Annotated in this window: 13 protein-coding genes; 5 read left to right on the top strand and 8 right to left on the bottom strand. The window is 60.3% G+C overall.

Annotated features, from left to right (window positions below):
• Positions 1-33: 33 nt before the first annotated feature.
• A complete protein-coding gene (locus WDZ78_RS10655) occupies positions 34-492 on the top strand; it encodes a nucleoside deaminase (protein ID WP_425672997.1) in 459 nt (152 codons plus the stop codon).
• Between the two features lie 50 nt (positions 493-542).
• On the opposite strand, the gene WDZ78_RS10650 is transcribed toward WDZ78_RS10655, so the two are convergent.
• From WDZ78_RS10650 to WDZ78_RS10635, 4 genes are all read right to left on the bottom strand, one after another.
• The gene (locus WDZ78_RS10650) at positions 543-1,184 is read right to left on the bottom strand and encodes a hypothetical protein (RefSeq protein WP_425672996.1); all 642 of its coding nucleotides are present in this window, start codon (positions 1,182-1,184) and stop codon (positions 543-545) included.
• 142 nt (positions 1,185-1,326) lie between these two features.
• Positions 1,327-4,230, bottom strand: a complete 2,904-nt coding sequence (ileS, locus tag WDZ78_RS10645) for an isoleucine--tRNA ligase (RefSeq protein WP_425672995.1) — start codon at positions 4,228-4,230, stop codon at positions 1,327-1,329.
• Between the two features lie 281 nt (positions 4,231-4,511).
• Complete coding sequence (locus WDZ78_RS10640) at positions 4,512-5,492, bottom strand: bifunctional riboflavin kinase/FAD synthetase (protein ID WP_425672994.1); 981 nt, start codon at positions 5,490-5,492, stop codon at positions 4,512-4,514.
• Between the two features lie 47 nt (positions 5,493-5,539).
• On the bottom strand, positions 5,540-6,388 hold the full coding sequence (locus WDZ78_RS10635; protein WP_425672993.1) for a TIGR01459 family HAD-type hydrolase: 849 nt from the start codon (positions 6,386-6,388) through the stop codon (positions 5,540-5,542).
• Between the two features lie 369 nt (positions 6,389-6,757).
• Between WDZ78_RS10635 and groES the strand changes: the two genes are divergently transcribed.
• The 4 genes from groES (at position 6,758) to WDZ78_RS10615 (ending at position 10,649) form a co-directional block, all read left to right on the top strand.
• Positions 6,758-7,054, top strand: a complete 297-nt coding sequence (gene groES, locus WDZ78_RS10630) for a co-chaperone GroES (RefSeq protein WP_003494080.1) — start codon at positions 6,758-6,760, stop codon at positions 7,052-7,054.
• Between the two features lie 74 nt (positions 7,055-7,128).
• Positions 7,129-8,763 carry a chaperonin GroEL gene (groL, locus tag WDZ78_RS10625; RefSeq protein WP_020010532.1) on the top strand — a complete coding sequence of 545 codons (1,635 nt, stop codon included), beginning with the start codon at positions 7,129-7,131 and terminating at the stop codon, positions 8,761-8,763.
• Positions 8,764-9,611: 848 nt separating this feature from the next.
• A complete protein-coding gene (locus WDZ78_RS10620; protein ID WP_020010531.1) occupies positions 9,612-10,046 on the top strand; it encodes a hypothetical protein in 435 nt (144 codons plus the stop codon).
• A gap of 156 nt (positions 10,047-10,202) precedes the next feature.
• On the top strand, positions 10,203-10,649 hold the full coding sequence (locus WDZ78_RS10615; protein WP_111792425.1) for a DoxX family protein: 447 nt from the start codon (positions 10,203-10,205) through the stop codon (positions 10,647-10,649).
• A 65-nt stretch (positions 10,650-10,714) separates the two neighbouring features.
• Here the strand turns inward: WDZ78_RS10615 and hisG are convergent, their stop codons facing one another.
• Genes hisG through hisS form a run of 4 tightly spaced genes read right to left on the bottom strand, consistent with a single transcriptional unit; the run spans position 10,715 to position 14,441 of the window.
• Positions 10,715-11,407 (bottom strand): ATP phosphoribosyltransferase, encoded by a 693-nt coding sequence (gene hisG / locus WDZ78_RS10610; protein ID WP_020010529.1) that lies wholly within the window; start codon positions 11,405-11,407, stop codon positions 10,715-10,717.
• Positions 11,404-12,528, bottom strand: a complete 1,125-nt coding sequence (locus tag WDZ78_RS10605) for an ATP phosphoribosyltransferase regulatory subunit (RefSeq protein WP_425672992.1) — start codon at positions 12,526-12,528, stop codon at positions 11,404-11,406. The genes hisG and WDZ78_RS10605 overlap by 4 nt, the downstream gene beginning before the upstream one ends.
• A 16-nt stretch (positions 12,529-12,544) precedes the next feature.
• The gene (locus WDZ78_RS10600) at positions 12,545-12,913 is read right to left on the bottom strand and encodes a VOC family protein (protein ID WP_020010527.1); all 369 of its coding nucleotides are present in this window, start codon (positions 12,911-12,913) and stop codon (positions 12,545-12,547) included.
• A gap of 4 nt (positions 12,914-12,917) precedes the next feature.
• Entirely contained in the window at positions 12,918-14,441 is a 1,524-nt protein-coding gene (hisS, locus tag WDZ78_RS10595) for a histidine--tRNA ligase (protein WP_026363680.1), read from the bottom strand.
• Positions 14,442-14,516 lie beyond the last annotated feature (75 nt).

Here is a 14,516-nt window from a genome sequence, read left to right as displayed (position 1 = left end):
CAAGCACAAGGGTTAAGAGGAAATTGAAACGCAATGGCCGAAAGGACGCATTTCATGGAACTGGCGCTGGCGGAAGCCCGTGCCGCCGGCGAGCGGCAGGAGGTTCCGATCGGCGCCGTACTGGTTCTGGACGGCCGCGTCATCGCCCGTTCCGGCAACCGCACCCGTGAATTGAACGATGTGACGGCGCACGCCGAAATCGCCGTGATCCGCATGGCCTGCGAAGCGCTGGAGCAGGAACGACTGCCCGGCGCTGATCTCTACGTGACACTGGAGCCCTGCACCATGTGTGCTGCGGCGATTTCATTCGCCCGTATCCGCCGGCTTTATTATGGCGCGGAAGACCCGAAGGGCGGCGCGGTGGATAATGGTGTGCGCTTCTTCACACAGCCTACATGCCACCATGCGCCTGATGTTTATTCAGGACTGGCGGAAAGCGAAAGCGCTGACATCCTGCGGCAATTCTTTCGCGAGAAACGTCTCGACGATTGAGCGACCGGCGGGAGGCTCATGCTTTCCCGCAGGCCATCAGCCATTGGTTTTTACTGGAAGGGGTTCCACCAGCTCTTGCCGGTGCCGGCGACAGCCGCTTCTTTCTTGCGGCGCTTTTCCTTCTTCTGCTCCGGCTCACCGAGATCGGTCAGCTGATCCTGCGGCACGCTGCGATATTCGGCCGGCGGATCGGTGAGGAACTTGCGCTGAGCATTAACGACCGAGCCGCCCTGTGCATCGGCCTTGGCCTTGCGGAAGGCTTCCCATTTCTGGCTTTCGGTCATCTGGCCAGCCGTGCCGTTACCGGCAAGCAGCGGCGAGCGGTAATGCGGGTTGTTCTTGTTGGCATCCGCCTCGTCGCGCAGGCGCTCGCGGGTTTCTTCCGGCGATTCCACCCATTGCGGGTTGTTTTCGCGGCTTGCCATGTTCTGCTGCGGCGTGGCCAGCTGTTCGGCACGGGTCTGGGCGGGAACGACGAGGCCCGGGCGGGGGCTGTATTTCAGATTGCGCTTGGTCTGATCACCGGTGATCGAAGTCGCGTTGCCGAGGTCGTCGACAAGCTGTTCAGCCGCCGTCTTGCCCGTACCGTAGGTCGGGCTCGTGCAGGCGCCGAGCAACACGCCTATCGCCGTGATGCCTGCAACCGTGCGAAACATGCCCAAACCCTGCGCATTACCCTGCATCGTCTTCATCGAAACCCTTCCAGCCGTCCGTCCCACTGCGCCAGACATCGTCTTTCGGCAGGCGGCAGCCCGCATTGCCGTGCAAATCCGGCCATTTTCAGGCAGGTGTACCGGATGAAGAGGCAAAGCGCAATTCATCCGGCCATTTTCATTATGCCAGTGCTGCAAGCTCGCGCAGCGCGGCCGCATCGCGGGCGGAAACCTCCGGATAGTCCGGATCGGAACCGACATCGGTGGTGATGCGCCAGGAGCGAGCGCATTTTACGCCCTCCGCCAGCTTCTGCTCGACCACGACCTTTGCCACTTCCGGCAGGCGGAAGCCATCGGCGGGGCCTTCGTCACCAACCACCGAGATGGCCGAGGTGATGCAGATTTCGGCGAAATCCTGCCCCTTCAGCGCCGCCAGAAGATCGGCATCGGCAATGTGCACCACGGGTGCGGCTTCGAGCGAGGAGCCGATGCGCTTTTCGCGGCGTTCGACTTCCAGAGCACCTGTCACGACCGTGCGAACCTTGCGGATCTTCTCCCACTTCGCTTCCAGCGCGTCGTTTTTCCATTCCGCCGGGATTTCCGGGAACTGGACGAGATGCACCGATTCCGCATCCGGATAACGCGACAGCCACGCTTCTTCGGTGGTGAAGGGCAGCATGGGCGCGAGCCACGAAACGAGACAATCGAACAGCTTGGCGATGACCGACAGGGAAGCACGGCGCTTCAGCGACGACGGCGCGTCGCAATAGAGCGTGTCCTTGCGGATATCGAAATAGAAGGCCGAAAGCTCGACATTGGCGAAATCCACCAGCGCGCGGGCGATCTTCTTGAACTCGAAGCCGTCATAACCTTCGCGCACGACCTTATCCAGATCGGACAGGCGATGCAGCACCAGCTTTTCCAGCTCCGGCAGATCGTCATAGGCGATCTCTTCGCCCTTATAATGGGCGAGCGTGCCGAGCATCCAGCGAATGGTGTTGCGCAGCTTGCGATAGGCATCGACATTGGTCTGGATGATGGCCTTGCCGAGACGCTGGTCTTCCCAATAATCCGTGGTCATGACCCACAGACGCAGGATATCGGCGCCGGCGTCCTTCATGACTTCCTGCGGGGAGACCACGTTGCCCTTGGACTTGGACATCTTTTCGCCCTTCTCATCCATGGTGAAACCATGGGTGACAACGGCGTTATAGGGCGCACGGCCGCGCGTCGCACAGCTTTCTAGCAGCGACGAATGGAACCAGCCGCGATGCTGGTCGGAACCTTCCAGATAGACATCCGCCGGCCACTTCATGTCCGGGCGGTCTTCCAGCGTGAAGGTGTGAGTGCAGCCGCTGTCGAACCAGACGTCGAGGATATCCATGACCTGCTGCCACTTGGCATGGTCGTGGTCATTGCCGAGGAAACGTTCCTTGGCGCCTTCGGCAAACCAGGCATCCGCACCTTCAGCCTCGAAAGCCTCGAGGATACGGGCGTTGACAGCCTCGTCGACCAGAACTTCGCCATGCTCGTCGGCGAAGACGGCGATCGGCACGCCCCAGCTGCGCTGGCGCGACAGGACCCAGTCGGGCCGGCCTTCGATCATCGCGCGCAGGCGGTTCTGGCCGGAGGCAGGGACGAAGCGGGTGTCGTCGATGGCGCTCAGCGAGCGCGAACGCAGCGTCGTGCCGTCGCCCAGTTCCTTGTCCATATAGACGAACCATTGCGGCGTGTTGCGGAAGATGACCGGCTTTTTGGAGCGCCAGCTATGCGGATAGCTGTGCTTCAGACGGCCTCGGGCAAACAGGTTGTTTTCCGCGATCAGCGCCTTGATGACACGCTCGTTCGCATCGCCCTTCTTGCCGTTGTCGTCCATGACGCGGGCAGCGCCACCTTCGGCGGACGGGCCGAAACCGGGGGCGTCCTCGGTGTAGAAGCCGTCGTCGCCGACCGGGAACGGGATGGCCGGCGACACGCCGCGCGCTTCCAGCTCACGCTGATGCGCGGTCCAGACGTCAAAGTCTTCGCGGCCATGGCTCGGCGCTGTATGCACGAAGCCCGTACCGGCATCGTCGGTAACGTGATCGCCTTCGAGCAGCGGAACCGCGAAATCGTAACCGAGCGATGCCAGCGGATGGGCGCAGGTGATGGCGGCCAGTTCTTCGCTTGTCACATCGCGAACGAGCTTAAAGGTCAACTTCGCCTTGGCTGCGGCCTCATCGGCGAGCTTCCTGGCGAAGATCAGCTTTTCACCCGGCTGCGGGCCGAAATCATTCTGCGCGCTTTCGACTTCGAAAAGGCCGTATTCGACCCGCGACGAAAACGCGATGGCGCGGTTGCCGGGGATGGTCCACGGCGTGGTCGTCCAGATGACGACGGAGACGCCGGCAAGCGCGGGCGCAGCGTCCTTCACCGGGAATTTCACCCAGATCATGTCACTCTCGACATCGGCATATTCGACTTCGGCTTCCGCCAGCGCCGTGCGCTCGACCACCGACCACATGATAGGCTTGGAGCCGCGATAGAGCTGGCCGGTGCGGGCGATCTTCAGGAGTTCGCCGGCGATGCGGGCTTCGGCGTGGAAGTTCATCGTGGTGTAGGGGTTTTCAAAGTCGCCCTCGATGCCGAGGCGCTTGAACTCTTCTGACTGAACCTTGATCCAGCCGGCCGCGAAGTCACGGCATTCCTTGCGGAATTCGTTGACCGGAACCTCGTCCTTGTTCTTGCCCCTGGCGCGATAGGCTTCCTCGATCTTCCATTCGATCGGCAGGCCGTGGCAATCCCAGCCCGGAACGTAATTGGCGTCGTAACCGCGCATCTGGAACGAGCGGGTGATGACGTCCTTCAGGATCTTGTTCAGCGCATGGCCGATGTGGATGTTGCCGTTGGCATAGGGCGGGCCGTCATGCAGCACGAATTTCTCGCGGCCGGCGGCGGAAGCGCGCAGCTTCTTGTAAAGGCCCATTTCCTGCCAGCGCTTCACCGTTTCCGGCTCTTTTTGCGGCAGGCCGGCGCGCATCGGAAAATCCGTCTGCGGCAGATAGAGGGTGGCGGAGTAGTCCAGTTTTTCTGCGGTGTCGCTCATAATTGTACCGTTGTTGCGCGCCGTGTCGGTCGCGCCGTCTCAATTTCAAAGAGGGGCAAATACGGAAAGCGCCATGACAAATGCCATGACAAGCGCCAAAATCCCGGACCTTCCGGCTCGTCAGAGCGGGCGGAAGGCCGGGCCAATAATTCGGCCAATCTGAACTGTAAACTTCAACCGGTATTGGGACATGGCCGGTTGTTTATGCGGTTTTCCGGCAAAAAGGAAGAGAAAAGCGACGGCGATATAGCCCGGAATATGGGCTGACAGGTCTCATCAGATCAAAACGCAATCTTCGCATCCAACGCGCTGAGCGGGCGCACGCCCGATAACATCGCTCTCGCCTCTTCTTCATCGCGCCTGATCTGGGCGACGAGCGGATCGAGACCATCGAATTTCAGTTCATCGCGCAGGTGCCCGAAGAAGGAAACCGAACAGACCTCACCGTAGAGATCGCCGGAAAAATCGAAGACGAATGTTTCGAGCAGCGCCGCGCCGTTTTCGGTGACGGTCGGGCGATAACCGAAGCTCGCCACGCTATCGTGGATAGAACCATCTGGGCGGCGGAAGCGCACGGCATAAATGCCGGCCTTCAGTTCCGTTTCCGGGGCGAGCGCCATGTTGGCTGTCGGGTAACCCAGCGTGCGCCCCAGCTTCTGGCCGCCGATGACCTCGCTTTCCACCGTGAAGCGGTATCCGAGCAGGCCGGCGGCGCCCGCCACATCACCCTCGCACAGAAGCGAGCGGATACGGCTGGAGGAGACGACATCCGCACCCTCGTCGCGAAACGCATCCACCAGCGTCACGTCAAAACCATGGCGTTTACCGGCCGCCATCAGGAATGCGGGGCCGCCTTCGCGGCCCTTGCCGAAATGGAAATCGAAGCCGGTGACGACGGCGCTGGCATGAAGCCAGTCGACCAGGATGGATTGGACGAATTCCTCCGCCGAGCGCTGCGAAAATTCCCGGTCGAAGGGATATTCGATGACCGAGCGGAAACCGATGGCCTCAAGGATGCGCGCCTTCAAAGGCGCGGGCGTGAGGCGAAAGACCGGCGTGTCGGGACGGAAGACGGAACGGGGATGCGGCTCGAAGGTCAGCACCAGCGCGGGAACGCCACGCGCTTCCGCCAGTTCCAGAGCACGATCCAGCACAGCCCGGTGGCCGCGATGCACGCCGTCGAAATTGCCGATGGCGATGACGCCGCCACGAAGAGCTTCCGGCAGCGGCTCCTTTTTTTCATTGCGGTGAAAGACGGTCATGGCAATCGATCCATTCCTGCGCCAGCTATTCCTCAGGCGAGATATCCTCAGGCGAGACGGGGCATCCACCAGCCGGGAGCAGCACCCTGCCCCTTGAGATAGGCGTTGAGAAGCGCCTCGTCCGTCTGGCCGTTCAGCGTATATTCGGCGGCGTGAATGCCGCCGCTGATATAAAGAAGGTTGAGACCGCTCGCAATCGCGCCCTTTACATCCGTCGGCATGCCGTCGCCGATGGCGAGCACGCGATCCTTGGCGAAGGCGCCGCGCACTTCTTTCGCAGCCGCAAGGCAGGCTTCGTAGATCGGCGCATGCGGTTTGCCGGCGATGCGGACTTCACCGCCGAGCTGTTCGTAATAGGCGGCCATGGCGCCGGCGCAGGGAATGATACGCTCGCCGCGTTCCACCACCAGATCGGGGTTGGCGCAGATCATCGGCGCATTGCGGGCAATGAAGCCCTTGAGCATTTCGGTATAGTCCTCGGGCGTTTCCGTCTCGTCATCGAAAAAGCCGGTGCAGACCACGGATTCCGTTTCCGCCTCGCCGACACATTCGACATCGAGACCTTCCAGCAGCGGCATGTCCCGCTCCGGGCCGAGCAGGAAGACTTTTTTCGGGCCTTCCGCGATCAGGCCACGGGTAACGTCGCCCGAGGTGATGATACGGTCATAGGCCTCATCGGGCACGCCGAGAACACGAAGCTGTGCGATGACCCCGGGGGCGGGACGCGGCGAATTGGTGATGAGCACCACCGTCTTGCCAGCCTTGCGCGCTTCCCGCAGCGCAACCGCCGCATCCGGAAAGGCGCTCACCCCATTGTGCAGCACGCCCCAGACATCCGAGAGAATAACGTCGAACCCATCAGTGATTTCGCCGAGAGTGAGAATGCGATGGGCCATGAGATGCTTTCCGGATGCGAGAAGGGGGTGAGCGTCACATCGCAAAGCGGGACGCCGATGGCAAGGAAAAAAGCGGTGCGTGACCGGTCTTCGGCCCCGCCTGACGCAGCATGAACACAAATGTCCCGTAGATGGATGCGACGCGCATCGCGCGAAAAGAATATCGTCGTGGCGCGCATCCGCGCATGGGAAATTTCTGTCATGGAACGCTGATAACCATAAGCCATGAAATTTTTCAGACAGGGCGTTCTTGACTCCAGCAGAAGCCCTCCTTATCTCGGTTCCGCTGGCACTCGATTAAGGAGAGTGCTAACACCCATCAGGCGAGTTCCAAAAGCTCGCGCAGTCATTTGATCGAGGGATTAGGCAATGACAAGCACCAATTTCCGCCCGCTTCATGATCGCGTCGTCGTTCGTCGCGTTGAATCCGAAGCAAAGACCAAGGGCGGCATCATCATTCCCGATACCGCCAAGGAAAAGCCGCAGGAAGGCGAAATCGTCGCCGTCGGTTCCGGCGCACGTGACGAGGCCGGCAAGGTCGTCGCTCTCGACGTCAAGGTTGGCGATCGCGTCCTGTTCGGCAAGTGGTCGGGCACTGAAGTCAAGCTCGACGGCGAAGACCTTCTGATCATGAAGGAAGCCGACATCATGGGTATCATCGGCTGATTTCGCCGGACCCATCGTTTCCGTAAATTTCAAGCCGGACCCGGTCCGGCCGTTCGAAACCAGGAGTTTTGAAAATGGCAGCCAAAGAAGTCAAATTCGGCCGCACAGCGCGCGAAAAGATGCTCAAGGGCGTCGACATTCTCGCTGATGCAGTGAAGGTCACCCTCGGCCCGAAGGGTCGTAACGTCGTTATCGACAAGTCCTTCGGCGCTCCGCGCATCACCAAGGACGGCGTTTCCGTCGCCAAGGAAATCGAACTGGAAGACAAGTTCGAGAACATGGGCGCACAGCTCGTTCGCGAAGTTGCCTCCAAGACCAACGACATCGCCGGTGACGGCACCACCACCGCAACGGTTCTGGCCCAGGCCATCGTTCGCGAAGGTGCAAAGGCAGTTGCTGCCGGCATGAACCCGATGGACCTGAAGCGCGGCATCGATCTGGCCGTTGCTGAAGTCGTCAAGGACCTTCAGGCCAAGGCCAAGAAGATCAACACTTCGGAAGAAGTTGCGCAGGTCGGCACGATCTCTGCAAACGGCGAACGTCAGATCGGTCTCGACATTGCTGAAGCAATGCAGCGCGTCGGCAACGAAGGCGTCATCACCGTTGAAGAAGCCAAGACCGCTGAAACCGAACTCGAAGTCGTCGAAGGCATGCAGTTCGACCGCGGCTACCTGTCGCCCTACTTCGTGACCAACCCGGAAAAGATGGTTGCGGACCTCGAAGACGCTTACATCCTTCTGCACGAAAAGAAGCTTTCGAACCTCCAGGCCATGCTGCCTGTTCTCGAAGCTGTCGTTCAGACCGGCAAGCCGCTCGTCATCATCGCTGAAGACGTCGAAGGCGAGGCCCTTGCAACGCTCGTCGTCAACAAGCTGCGTGGCGGCCTCAAGATCGCTGCCGTCAAGGCTCCTGGCTTCGGCGACCGCCGCAAGGCCATGCTGGAAGACATCGCCATCCTGACCGGTGGTACCGTCATTTCCGAAGATCTCGGCATCAAGCTCGAAAGCGTTACCCTCGACATGCTCGGCAAGTCGAAGAAGGTTTCGATCTCCAAGGAAAACACCACGATCGTTGATGGTGCTGGCCAGAAGTCCGACATCGAAGGCCGTGTTGCCCAGATCAAGGCGCAGATCGAAGAAACCACTTCCGACTACGACCGCGAAAAGCTGCAGGAACGTCTTGCCAAGCTCGCTGGCGGCGTTGCCGTTATCCGCGTTGGCGGTTCGACGGAAGTTGAAGTGAAGGAAAAGAAGGACCGCATCGACGACGCTCTCAACGCGACGCGCGCTGCTGTTCAGGAAGGTATCGTACCGGGCGGCGGCGTTGCCCTGCTGCGTTCCTCCACGAAGATCACCGCCAAGGGTGCAAACGACGACCAGGAAGCTGGCATCAACATCGTGCGTAAGGCTCTGCAGGCCCTGGTTCGCCAGATCGCAGAAAACGCTGGTGACGAAGCTTCCATCGTTGTCGGCAAGATCCTCGACAAGAACGAAGACAACTACGGCTACAACGCCCAGACCGGCGAATATGGCGACCTGATCCAGCTCGGCATCGTCGACCCGGTCAAGGTTGTTCGCACGGCTCTGCAGAACGCAGCTTCGGTTGCTTCGCTGCTGATCACCACCGAAGCCATGATCGCCGAACTTCCGAAGAAGGAATCGGCAATGCCGCAGATGCCCGGCGGCGGCATGGGCGGCATGGACTTCTAATCAGTCCTGTCACTGGAATAAGAAAGGGCGGTCTTCGGACCGCCCTTTTTCTTTGCCGTCCCTGCGCAATTGACGGAAGGCGGCACATCTTATCGGCCTCATCCTTGGGATAGGCCACTGCTGTCCGGTTTAAATTTCTCGAAGAAGTCATGTGTCATTGGTTCTATTATTTTCGGGTATGCCGTTGCCAAAGCCAATCACGCCGACATCGTCCTCGGGCCTGTCCCGAGGATCTGCGACCGATTGATTTTATTCGACGTGATTAGATCCTCGGCACAGGGCCGAGGATGACGTCGAGGGGAGGTTGACCCTCCACTACTGTCTTTAAAAAGGCTGCCGGCCGTCCGGAATTTAGATCGGACGGCAGTGGGACAGGCTCGACGATGACGTCGGCGCTCTCGCGAGAGATGCCTCATGAAATCAACAAGTTGCATAATTCTGAAGGCCGAAAGCGGAAAGGTTCGTGTATTGTCCCGTTTTGGAACAGGCGTGATTTTATCCGGCTATTTTTTGCAGCCCTATGCAATAATGGAGCACATTCAAGAGCGAATCACTACCCCATACGGGCCTGATTTTCACTCGGACCGGCTTATAAGTGCGCTATCTAGTTGTGCTTTTTCGCAAGTCTCGCGATTTTGAAGAAGAAATACATCATATTTTTGATTTTCTCACTGGCTGGTTGTTGTAGGTAGGGGAAAATAAACTATAAGTCAGCCCCCGTAAGGGTTTCGCGACTGGGCGGCGAGCATTGAAGGGGTTTCGATGCTTGGCAAACACGTTCGACTGCGGGTGGCGGTAAAGGTTCAACCTGGCAGCGGCGCTAGAAATGGCGGCGCTGGCACGTGTTCATGCGGGGGCGCGATTTGTTTGAAATATCAAGACGCAACGATGCACTGCCAACGGCGGTGACGACCGCGCCCGATCCCCGGACCATGTCGCATTTCTTCATTTCGGAGGAGTGGAGCAGCGATCTTTCGAGCGGCGTCATCCGGCTCGGCGAACACGCATCATTCATGCACGGCCTGCCGCCGGGTGAGTGCGGTTTGCTGAGCCTTGTCCGCTGTTACGACCGCGCTGACCACGCCCGCGTGCTGGAACTTTTCGAGCAGGTCTCAACCGCGCCCTCACGTTTCTGTTTTTCAACCGGCCTCTCCATTTTGCCGGCAATGCGGCAGCCGGTCATCTGCATGGGTGAATCTTCCGGCTTCGAAGACGGCCAGCAGGGACGCATATCGGGGCTTTTCCTGTTTCCGCGCCTTGAGGATATTCGCTTCGCCGCCTGAGGCCCTTCACAGCGACGCTATCCATCGTTCACAAAATGAAGACAATTTGTCTTCTGTTGTTCATCTTTATGGATGAGTGATTTTCCGACATTGATGTCTCCAGACATTGCCCTGCAGCTTAACCGGCAACACGCCGATCAATTACCGGAGATATCCATGTCCAGCAGCCAGAACGTTCTCGTTCTTATCGCCCGCATTCTGCTTTCCTTCATCTTCATCACTTCGGGCTTCAGCAAGCTCGTCGATCCGGCTGGCACGGCCGGCATGATCACCGGCGCCGGCCTGCCCGCCGCGACCGCGCTTGCCTATGTCGCAGGCCTGTTCGAACTCGTTGCCGGTCTTGCCATTCTCGCCGGTTTCCAGACCAGGATCGCCGCCTGGGCGCTTGCCGTCTTCTGCGTCTTCACCGGTCTGGTGTTCCACAGCGGCACCGTTGCTGTTCCCGGCTGGCCTGAGCCGGCTCTTGGCTGGATCAACACGCTGAACGGCATCATGATGGTGAAGAACATCACCCTTGCAGGCGCTTACATCCTGCTTGCCGCCTTCGGCGCTGGCGCCTACTCCGTCGACGCAAAGCGCGGCGCGGCTGTGGCCCACGCCTGAGCCAGACAGATCGACCAACAAAAAAGCCGCCGGAGCGATCCGGCGGCTTTTTTGTTCTTACGTCGTCAGACCGCCGCCCTTATGCGCGAGGCGATCTCCTCAACCCTCGCATCACCCTCGTGCTCCGGCTTGCGGGCGCGGACAAAGCAGGCTTCCGAGCGGACGATGATGCCGTCGGAGAGGATTTTCAGATGGTTGGCTTTCAGCGTCGAACCCGTTGAGGTGATATCGACGATGATATCCGCCTGCCCCGCCGCCGGCGCACCTTCGGTCGCGCCAAGGCTTTCGACGATACGGTAAAGCTGGATGCCGTGCTGGCGCGAAAAGAACTGCTGCGTCAGTCGCCAATATTTGGTGGCGATGGCGAGCCTGCGGCCATGACGGGCGCGGAATTCCGAAGCGACATCGCCGAGATCGGCCATGCTGTCCACATCCAGCCAGATTTCCGGCACGGCGACCACAACGTCGGCATGGCCGAAACCGAGGCGGGCGCAGAATTCCACCTGCGCATCGGCATTGGTCAGCCCCTCGCGCACCAGGTCCTCTCCCGTCACGCCGAAATCCACCGTGCCCGCGCCGATCTCACGGGCGATCTCGGAGGCCGACAGATATGCGATCTCGATATCGTCCCGCCCTTCGATGCGGCCGCGATAGGAACGGTCGTTGCCGACAGCCGCGACTTTCAGCCCGGCGCGTTCCAGAACGGCGGAGGCGTCTTCCTTCATCCGGCCCTTGGAGGGCAATGCGATGGTGATCATGGCTTGCTCCCACGCACCGTTTCGATGCGATCCAGCCAGAGCGAAAAGCCCACAGCCGGTATTTTTTCCTGTGCGCCGAGCAGGGTCAGCAGCCGGTCGAAACGGCCGCCGCCGGCAAGAACGCTGTCTCCGCCCGCTTCCACCACCTCGAAAACAAGGCCGGTATAATAATCAAGCGGACGACCGAAAGCCGCGCCATAGGTGACGGTTTCAAGATCGACACCGGCGTTGGCAAGGGCTGCGACACGTTTGTCGAAAGCGGAAAGCGCACCATCCAGTTTCAGCTTCGCCTTTGCGGCAAAATCGGCAAGGACCTGCGAGGCCTGCGGCAGGGGTGCCTTCAGGGCCAGGAACTGCTTGAGCAGCGCAAAGCTTTCGTCCGGCAGCCGCGTGGCCGCGAGCGCCAGCTTCTCCCGCAGACGGCGGGCGATTTCCTGCGGCGAGCGGCTGGCATTGGTGGAATAGCCAGTTTCCTGCATCACCGTATCGAGATAATCGACCAGCACCGCCTCGTCGCCCGTCGCCAAAAGGCCGGCGACCCGAGCGTCGAGGCCGGTCATCGGCTTGGGATGCACGAGGCTTTCCAGCAGCGCGTCGAGCTGCGCCATATCGCCGAAGGCCTGCACCAGCCGCTTCTGCCAGCCAAGCGGCAGGCCAAGGGCGGCAACCACCGCCTCGAACACCTGCTGATCGCCCAGCGTGACGGCAAGCGCCCGGCCCGGCAGCAGGCGCTGCAAAATACCGGTCGCATCGATGACGGCGCGGGCGTCGGCAGCGGCGATATCGGTATCGCCGAGATCCTCGATGCCGGCCTGATAAAACTCGTTGGCACCTTCGCGGCGCTGACGGAAGACTTCGCCCAGATAGGAATAACGCTTCGGCGTGCCGGTCGCCGTTTCGATATGGCGCAGGCAAACCGGGATGGTAAATTCGGGGCGAAGGCAAAGGCTCGTCCCCGTCTCGCTCTCCGTCATGAAGATACGGCGGCGCAAATCCTCACCCGCCATGTCCAGAAACGGTTCGGCGGGCTGGATGACGGGCGTGTTCACGCGGCTGGTGCGGCGCGCGGCGAATTCTTCCAATAGCTCTCCGGAAAATTCCGGCATGTCGATCAGGGGCATGGAACGGTACTTTTCGTCACGGTTCGAGCGGCTGCATCATCTCGATGCGGTTTCCGAAGGGATCATGGACATAAAACCGGTGATACCCTTCGAGCGGCTCATCCTCAACCACATGGCGGCCTGCTGTTTCAAGTGTTTTTCGCAAGGTTGCCATATCATCGACCAGAAAGGCCGGATGGGCTTTGCGCGCCGGGCGGAAATCCTGCTCGACGCCGAGATGCAGTTTTATCGAACCCCGGCTGAACCAGCACCCGCCGCGCGCGGCCAGATTGGCGGGCTTGATCTCCTCCGCAAAGCCGAGCAGGCCGCCATAAAAGGCACGCGCCTCATCTTCGCGGCCCGCCGGCATCGCCAGTTGAACATGGTCGAGCGCAAGGATCGCCATGGCTTCAGCGCCCTTCGGCGGCGCGGCGAACGTCCTCTGCCTGATGCTCCAGAATCTCGCGGACCTTCGCCACCAGCTCGGCCTCCGGCACGCTGACCTGCGCCACACGCGCCTCGCGCCAGCTGGCATTGTCCTCGATCTCACCGGAAAGGCGCTTGCCTTCGATCAGATCCTTGATCTGGACCACGCCTTCGGCGCGCTCGTCACCGCCCTGGATGATGGCGATGGGGGAGCCGAGACGGTCGGCATATTTCAGCTGGTTGCCGAATTTCTTCCAGTTGCCCTGATACATTTCAGCGCGGATGCCTTCGGCGCGCAGCGCCTGCGTGAAGCGCTGGTAACGGCCCATGCTCTCCACATCGCCATCCATGACGGTGATGAGAACGGGAGCGAGCGGCTTGACCTGACCGAGCTTGCCGAGGTTCTTCAACGCGGTCATCAGGCGCGAAACGCCGATGGAGAAACCCGTCGCCGGCACCGGCTGACCCATGAAGCGCGAAACGAGACCATCATAACGGCCGCCGCCGCCAACAGAGCCGAACACGACCTTTTCGCCCTTTTCATTGGTGACATCGAAGGACAGCTCGGCCTCATAGACCGGGCCGGTATAATATTCGAGGCCGCGAACGACGGAGGGGTCGATCTTGATGCGCGTCGCATCGTAACCGGCACCGGAGACCAGAGCGCCGATGATGTTCAGTTCATCAACGCCTTCCGCGCCTTTCGACGTGCCCGCAACCAGTTTTGCGAGATCATCGGCGCTTGCCGCATAGTCCTTGATACCGACGAAAAACAGGACCTTTTCAATCTGCTCCTCGCCAAGGCCCGCGCCCTTGGTGAAATCACCGGACTCGTCCTTGCGACCGGGACCGAGCAACAGCTTCACGCCTTCAGGGCCGAACTTGTCGAGCTTGTCTATGGCGCGCAGCACGTTCAGACGACGGCCGGCATTTTCCTCGCCGCCGAGGCCGATGGCTTCCATGACGCCATCAAGCACCTTGCGGTTGTTGACGCGAATGACGTAATCGCCGCGCTTGATGCCGAGCGCTTCCAGCGTATCGGCCATCATCATGCACATTTCGGCATCGGCCTGCACGCCGGCGGCGCCCACCGTATCGGCATCGAACTGCATGAACTGCCGGAAGCGGCCGGGGCCGGGCTTTTCATTGCGGAACACGTAGCCAGCGCGATAGGTGCGGTATGGCAGCTGGATTTCGTTGAAGTTTTCCGCGACATGACGGGCGAGCGGCGCGGTCAGATCGTAGCGCAGGCTCATCCACTGATCGTCGTCATCCTGCAGCGAAAACACGCCTTCGTTCGGACGGTCGCTATCGGGCAGGAATTTGCCGAGCGCATCGGTATATTCGAACAGCGGGGTTTCCACCGGATCGAAGCCGTAGAGCTCATAGACCTTACGGATCTTCTCGATCATCTCATTCACGGCATGAATATCGGCAGCCGTTCGATCCACGAAGCCGCGCGGCAGGCGGGCTTTCAGTTTCTGAGGCTTTTTTGCTTTTTCGCTCATGATGCCGATCCGATATTTTCCTGAAATCAAGCCGGTGTATTAGAGGATGAAGCCCGGTGCGGCAAGCCGCAAAGG

Origin of the sequence: Agrobacterium sp. M50-1 (assembly GCF_049843495.1) — a bacterium.
Lineage (GTDB): Bacteria > Pseudomonadota > Alphaproteobacteria > Rhizobiales > Rhizobiaceae > Agrobacterium > Agrobacterium radiobacter.
The sequence above is the reverse complement of the archived record's forward strand: the minus strand, read 5'-3'. Positions and strand labels throughout refer to the sequence as shown.

Coding starts and splice junctions, on each gene's coding strand:
- WDZ78_RS10655 (WP_425672997.1), top strand. CDS start 34: ATGGCCGAAAGGACGCATTTCATGGAACTGGCGCTGGCGGAAGCCCGT.
- WDZ78_RS10650 (WP_425672996.1), bottom strand. CDS start 1,184: ATGAAGACGATGCAGGGTAATGCGCAGGGTTTGGGCATGTTTCGCACG.
- ileS (WP_425672995.1), bottom strand. CDS start 4,230: ATGAGCGACACCGCAGAAAAACTGGACTACTCCGCCACCCTCTATCTG.
- WDZ78_RS10640 (WP_425672994.1), bottom strand. CDS start 5,492: ATGACCGTCTTTCACCGCAATGAAAAAAAGGAGCCGCTGCCGGAAGCT.
- WDZ78_RS10635 (WP_425672993.1), bottom strand. CDS start 6,388: ATGGCCCATCGCATTCTCACTCTCGGCGAAATCACTGATGGGTTCGAC.
- groES (WP_003494080.1), top strand. CDS start 6,758: ATGACAAGCACCAATTTCCGCCCGCTTCATGATCGCGTCGTCGTTCGT.
- groL (WP_020010532.1), top strand. CDS start 7,129: ATGGCAGCCAAAGAAGTCAAATTCGGCCGCACAGCGCGCGAAAAGATG.
- WDZ78_RS10620 (WP_020010531.1), top strand. CDS start 9,612: ATGCGGGGGCGCGATTTGTTTGAAATATCAAGACGCAACGATGCACTG.
- WDZ78_RS10615 (WP_111792425.1), top strand. CDS start 10,203: ATGTCCAGCAGCCAGAACGTTCTCGTTCTTATCGCCCGCATTCTGCTT.
- hisG (WP_020010529.1), bottom strand. CDS start 11,407: ATGATCACCATCGCATTGCCCTCCAAGGGCCGGATGAAGGAAGACGCC.
- WDZ78_RS10605 (WP_425672992.1), bottom strand. CDS start 12,528: ATGCCCCTGATCGACATGCCGGAATTTTCCGGAGAGCTATTGGAAGAA.
- WDZ78_RS10600 (WP_020010527.1), bottom strand. CDS start 12,913: ATGGCGATCCTTGCGCTCGACCATGTTCAACTGGCGATGCCGGCGGGC.
- hisS (WP_026363680.1), bottom strand. CDS start 14,441: ATGAGCGAAAAAGCAAAAAAGCCTCAGAAACTGAAAGCCCGCCTGCCG.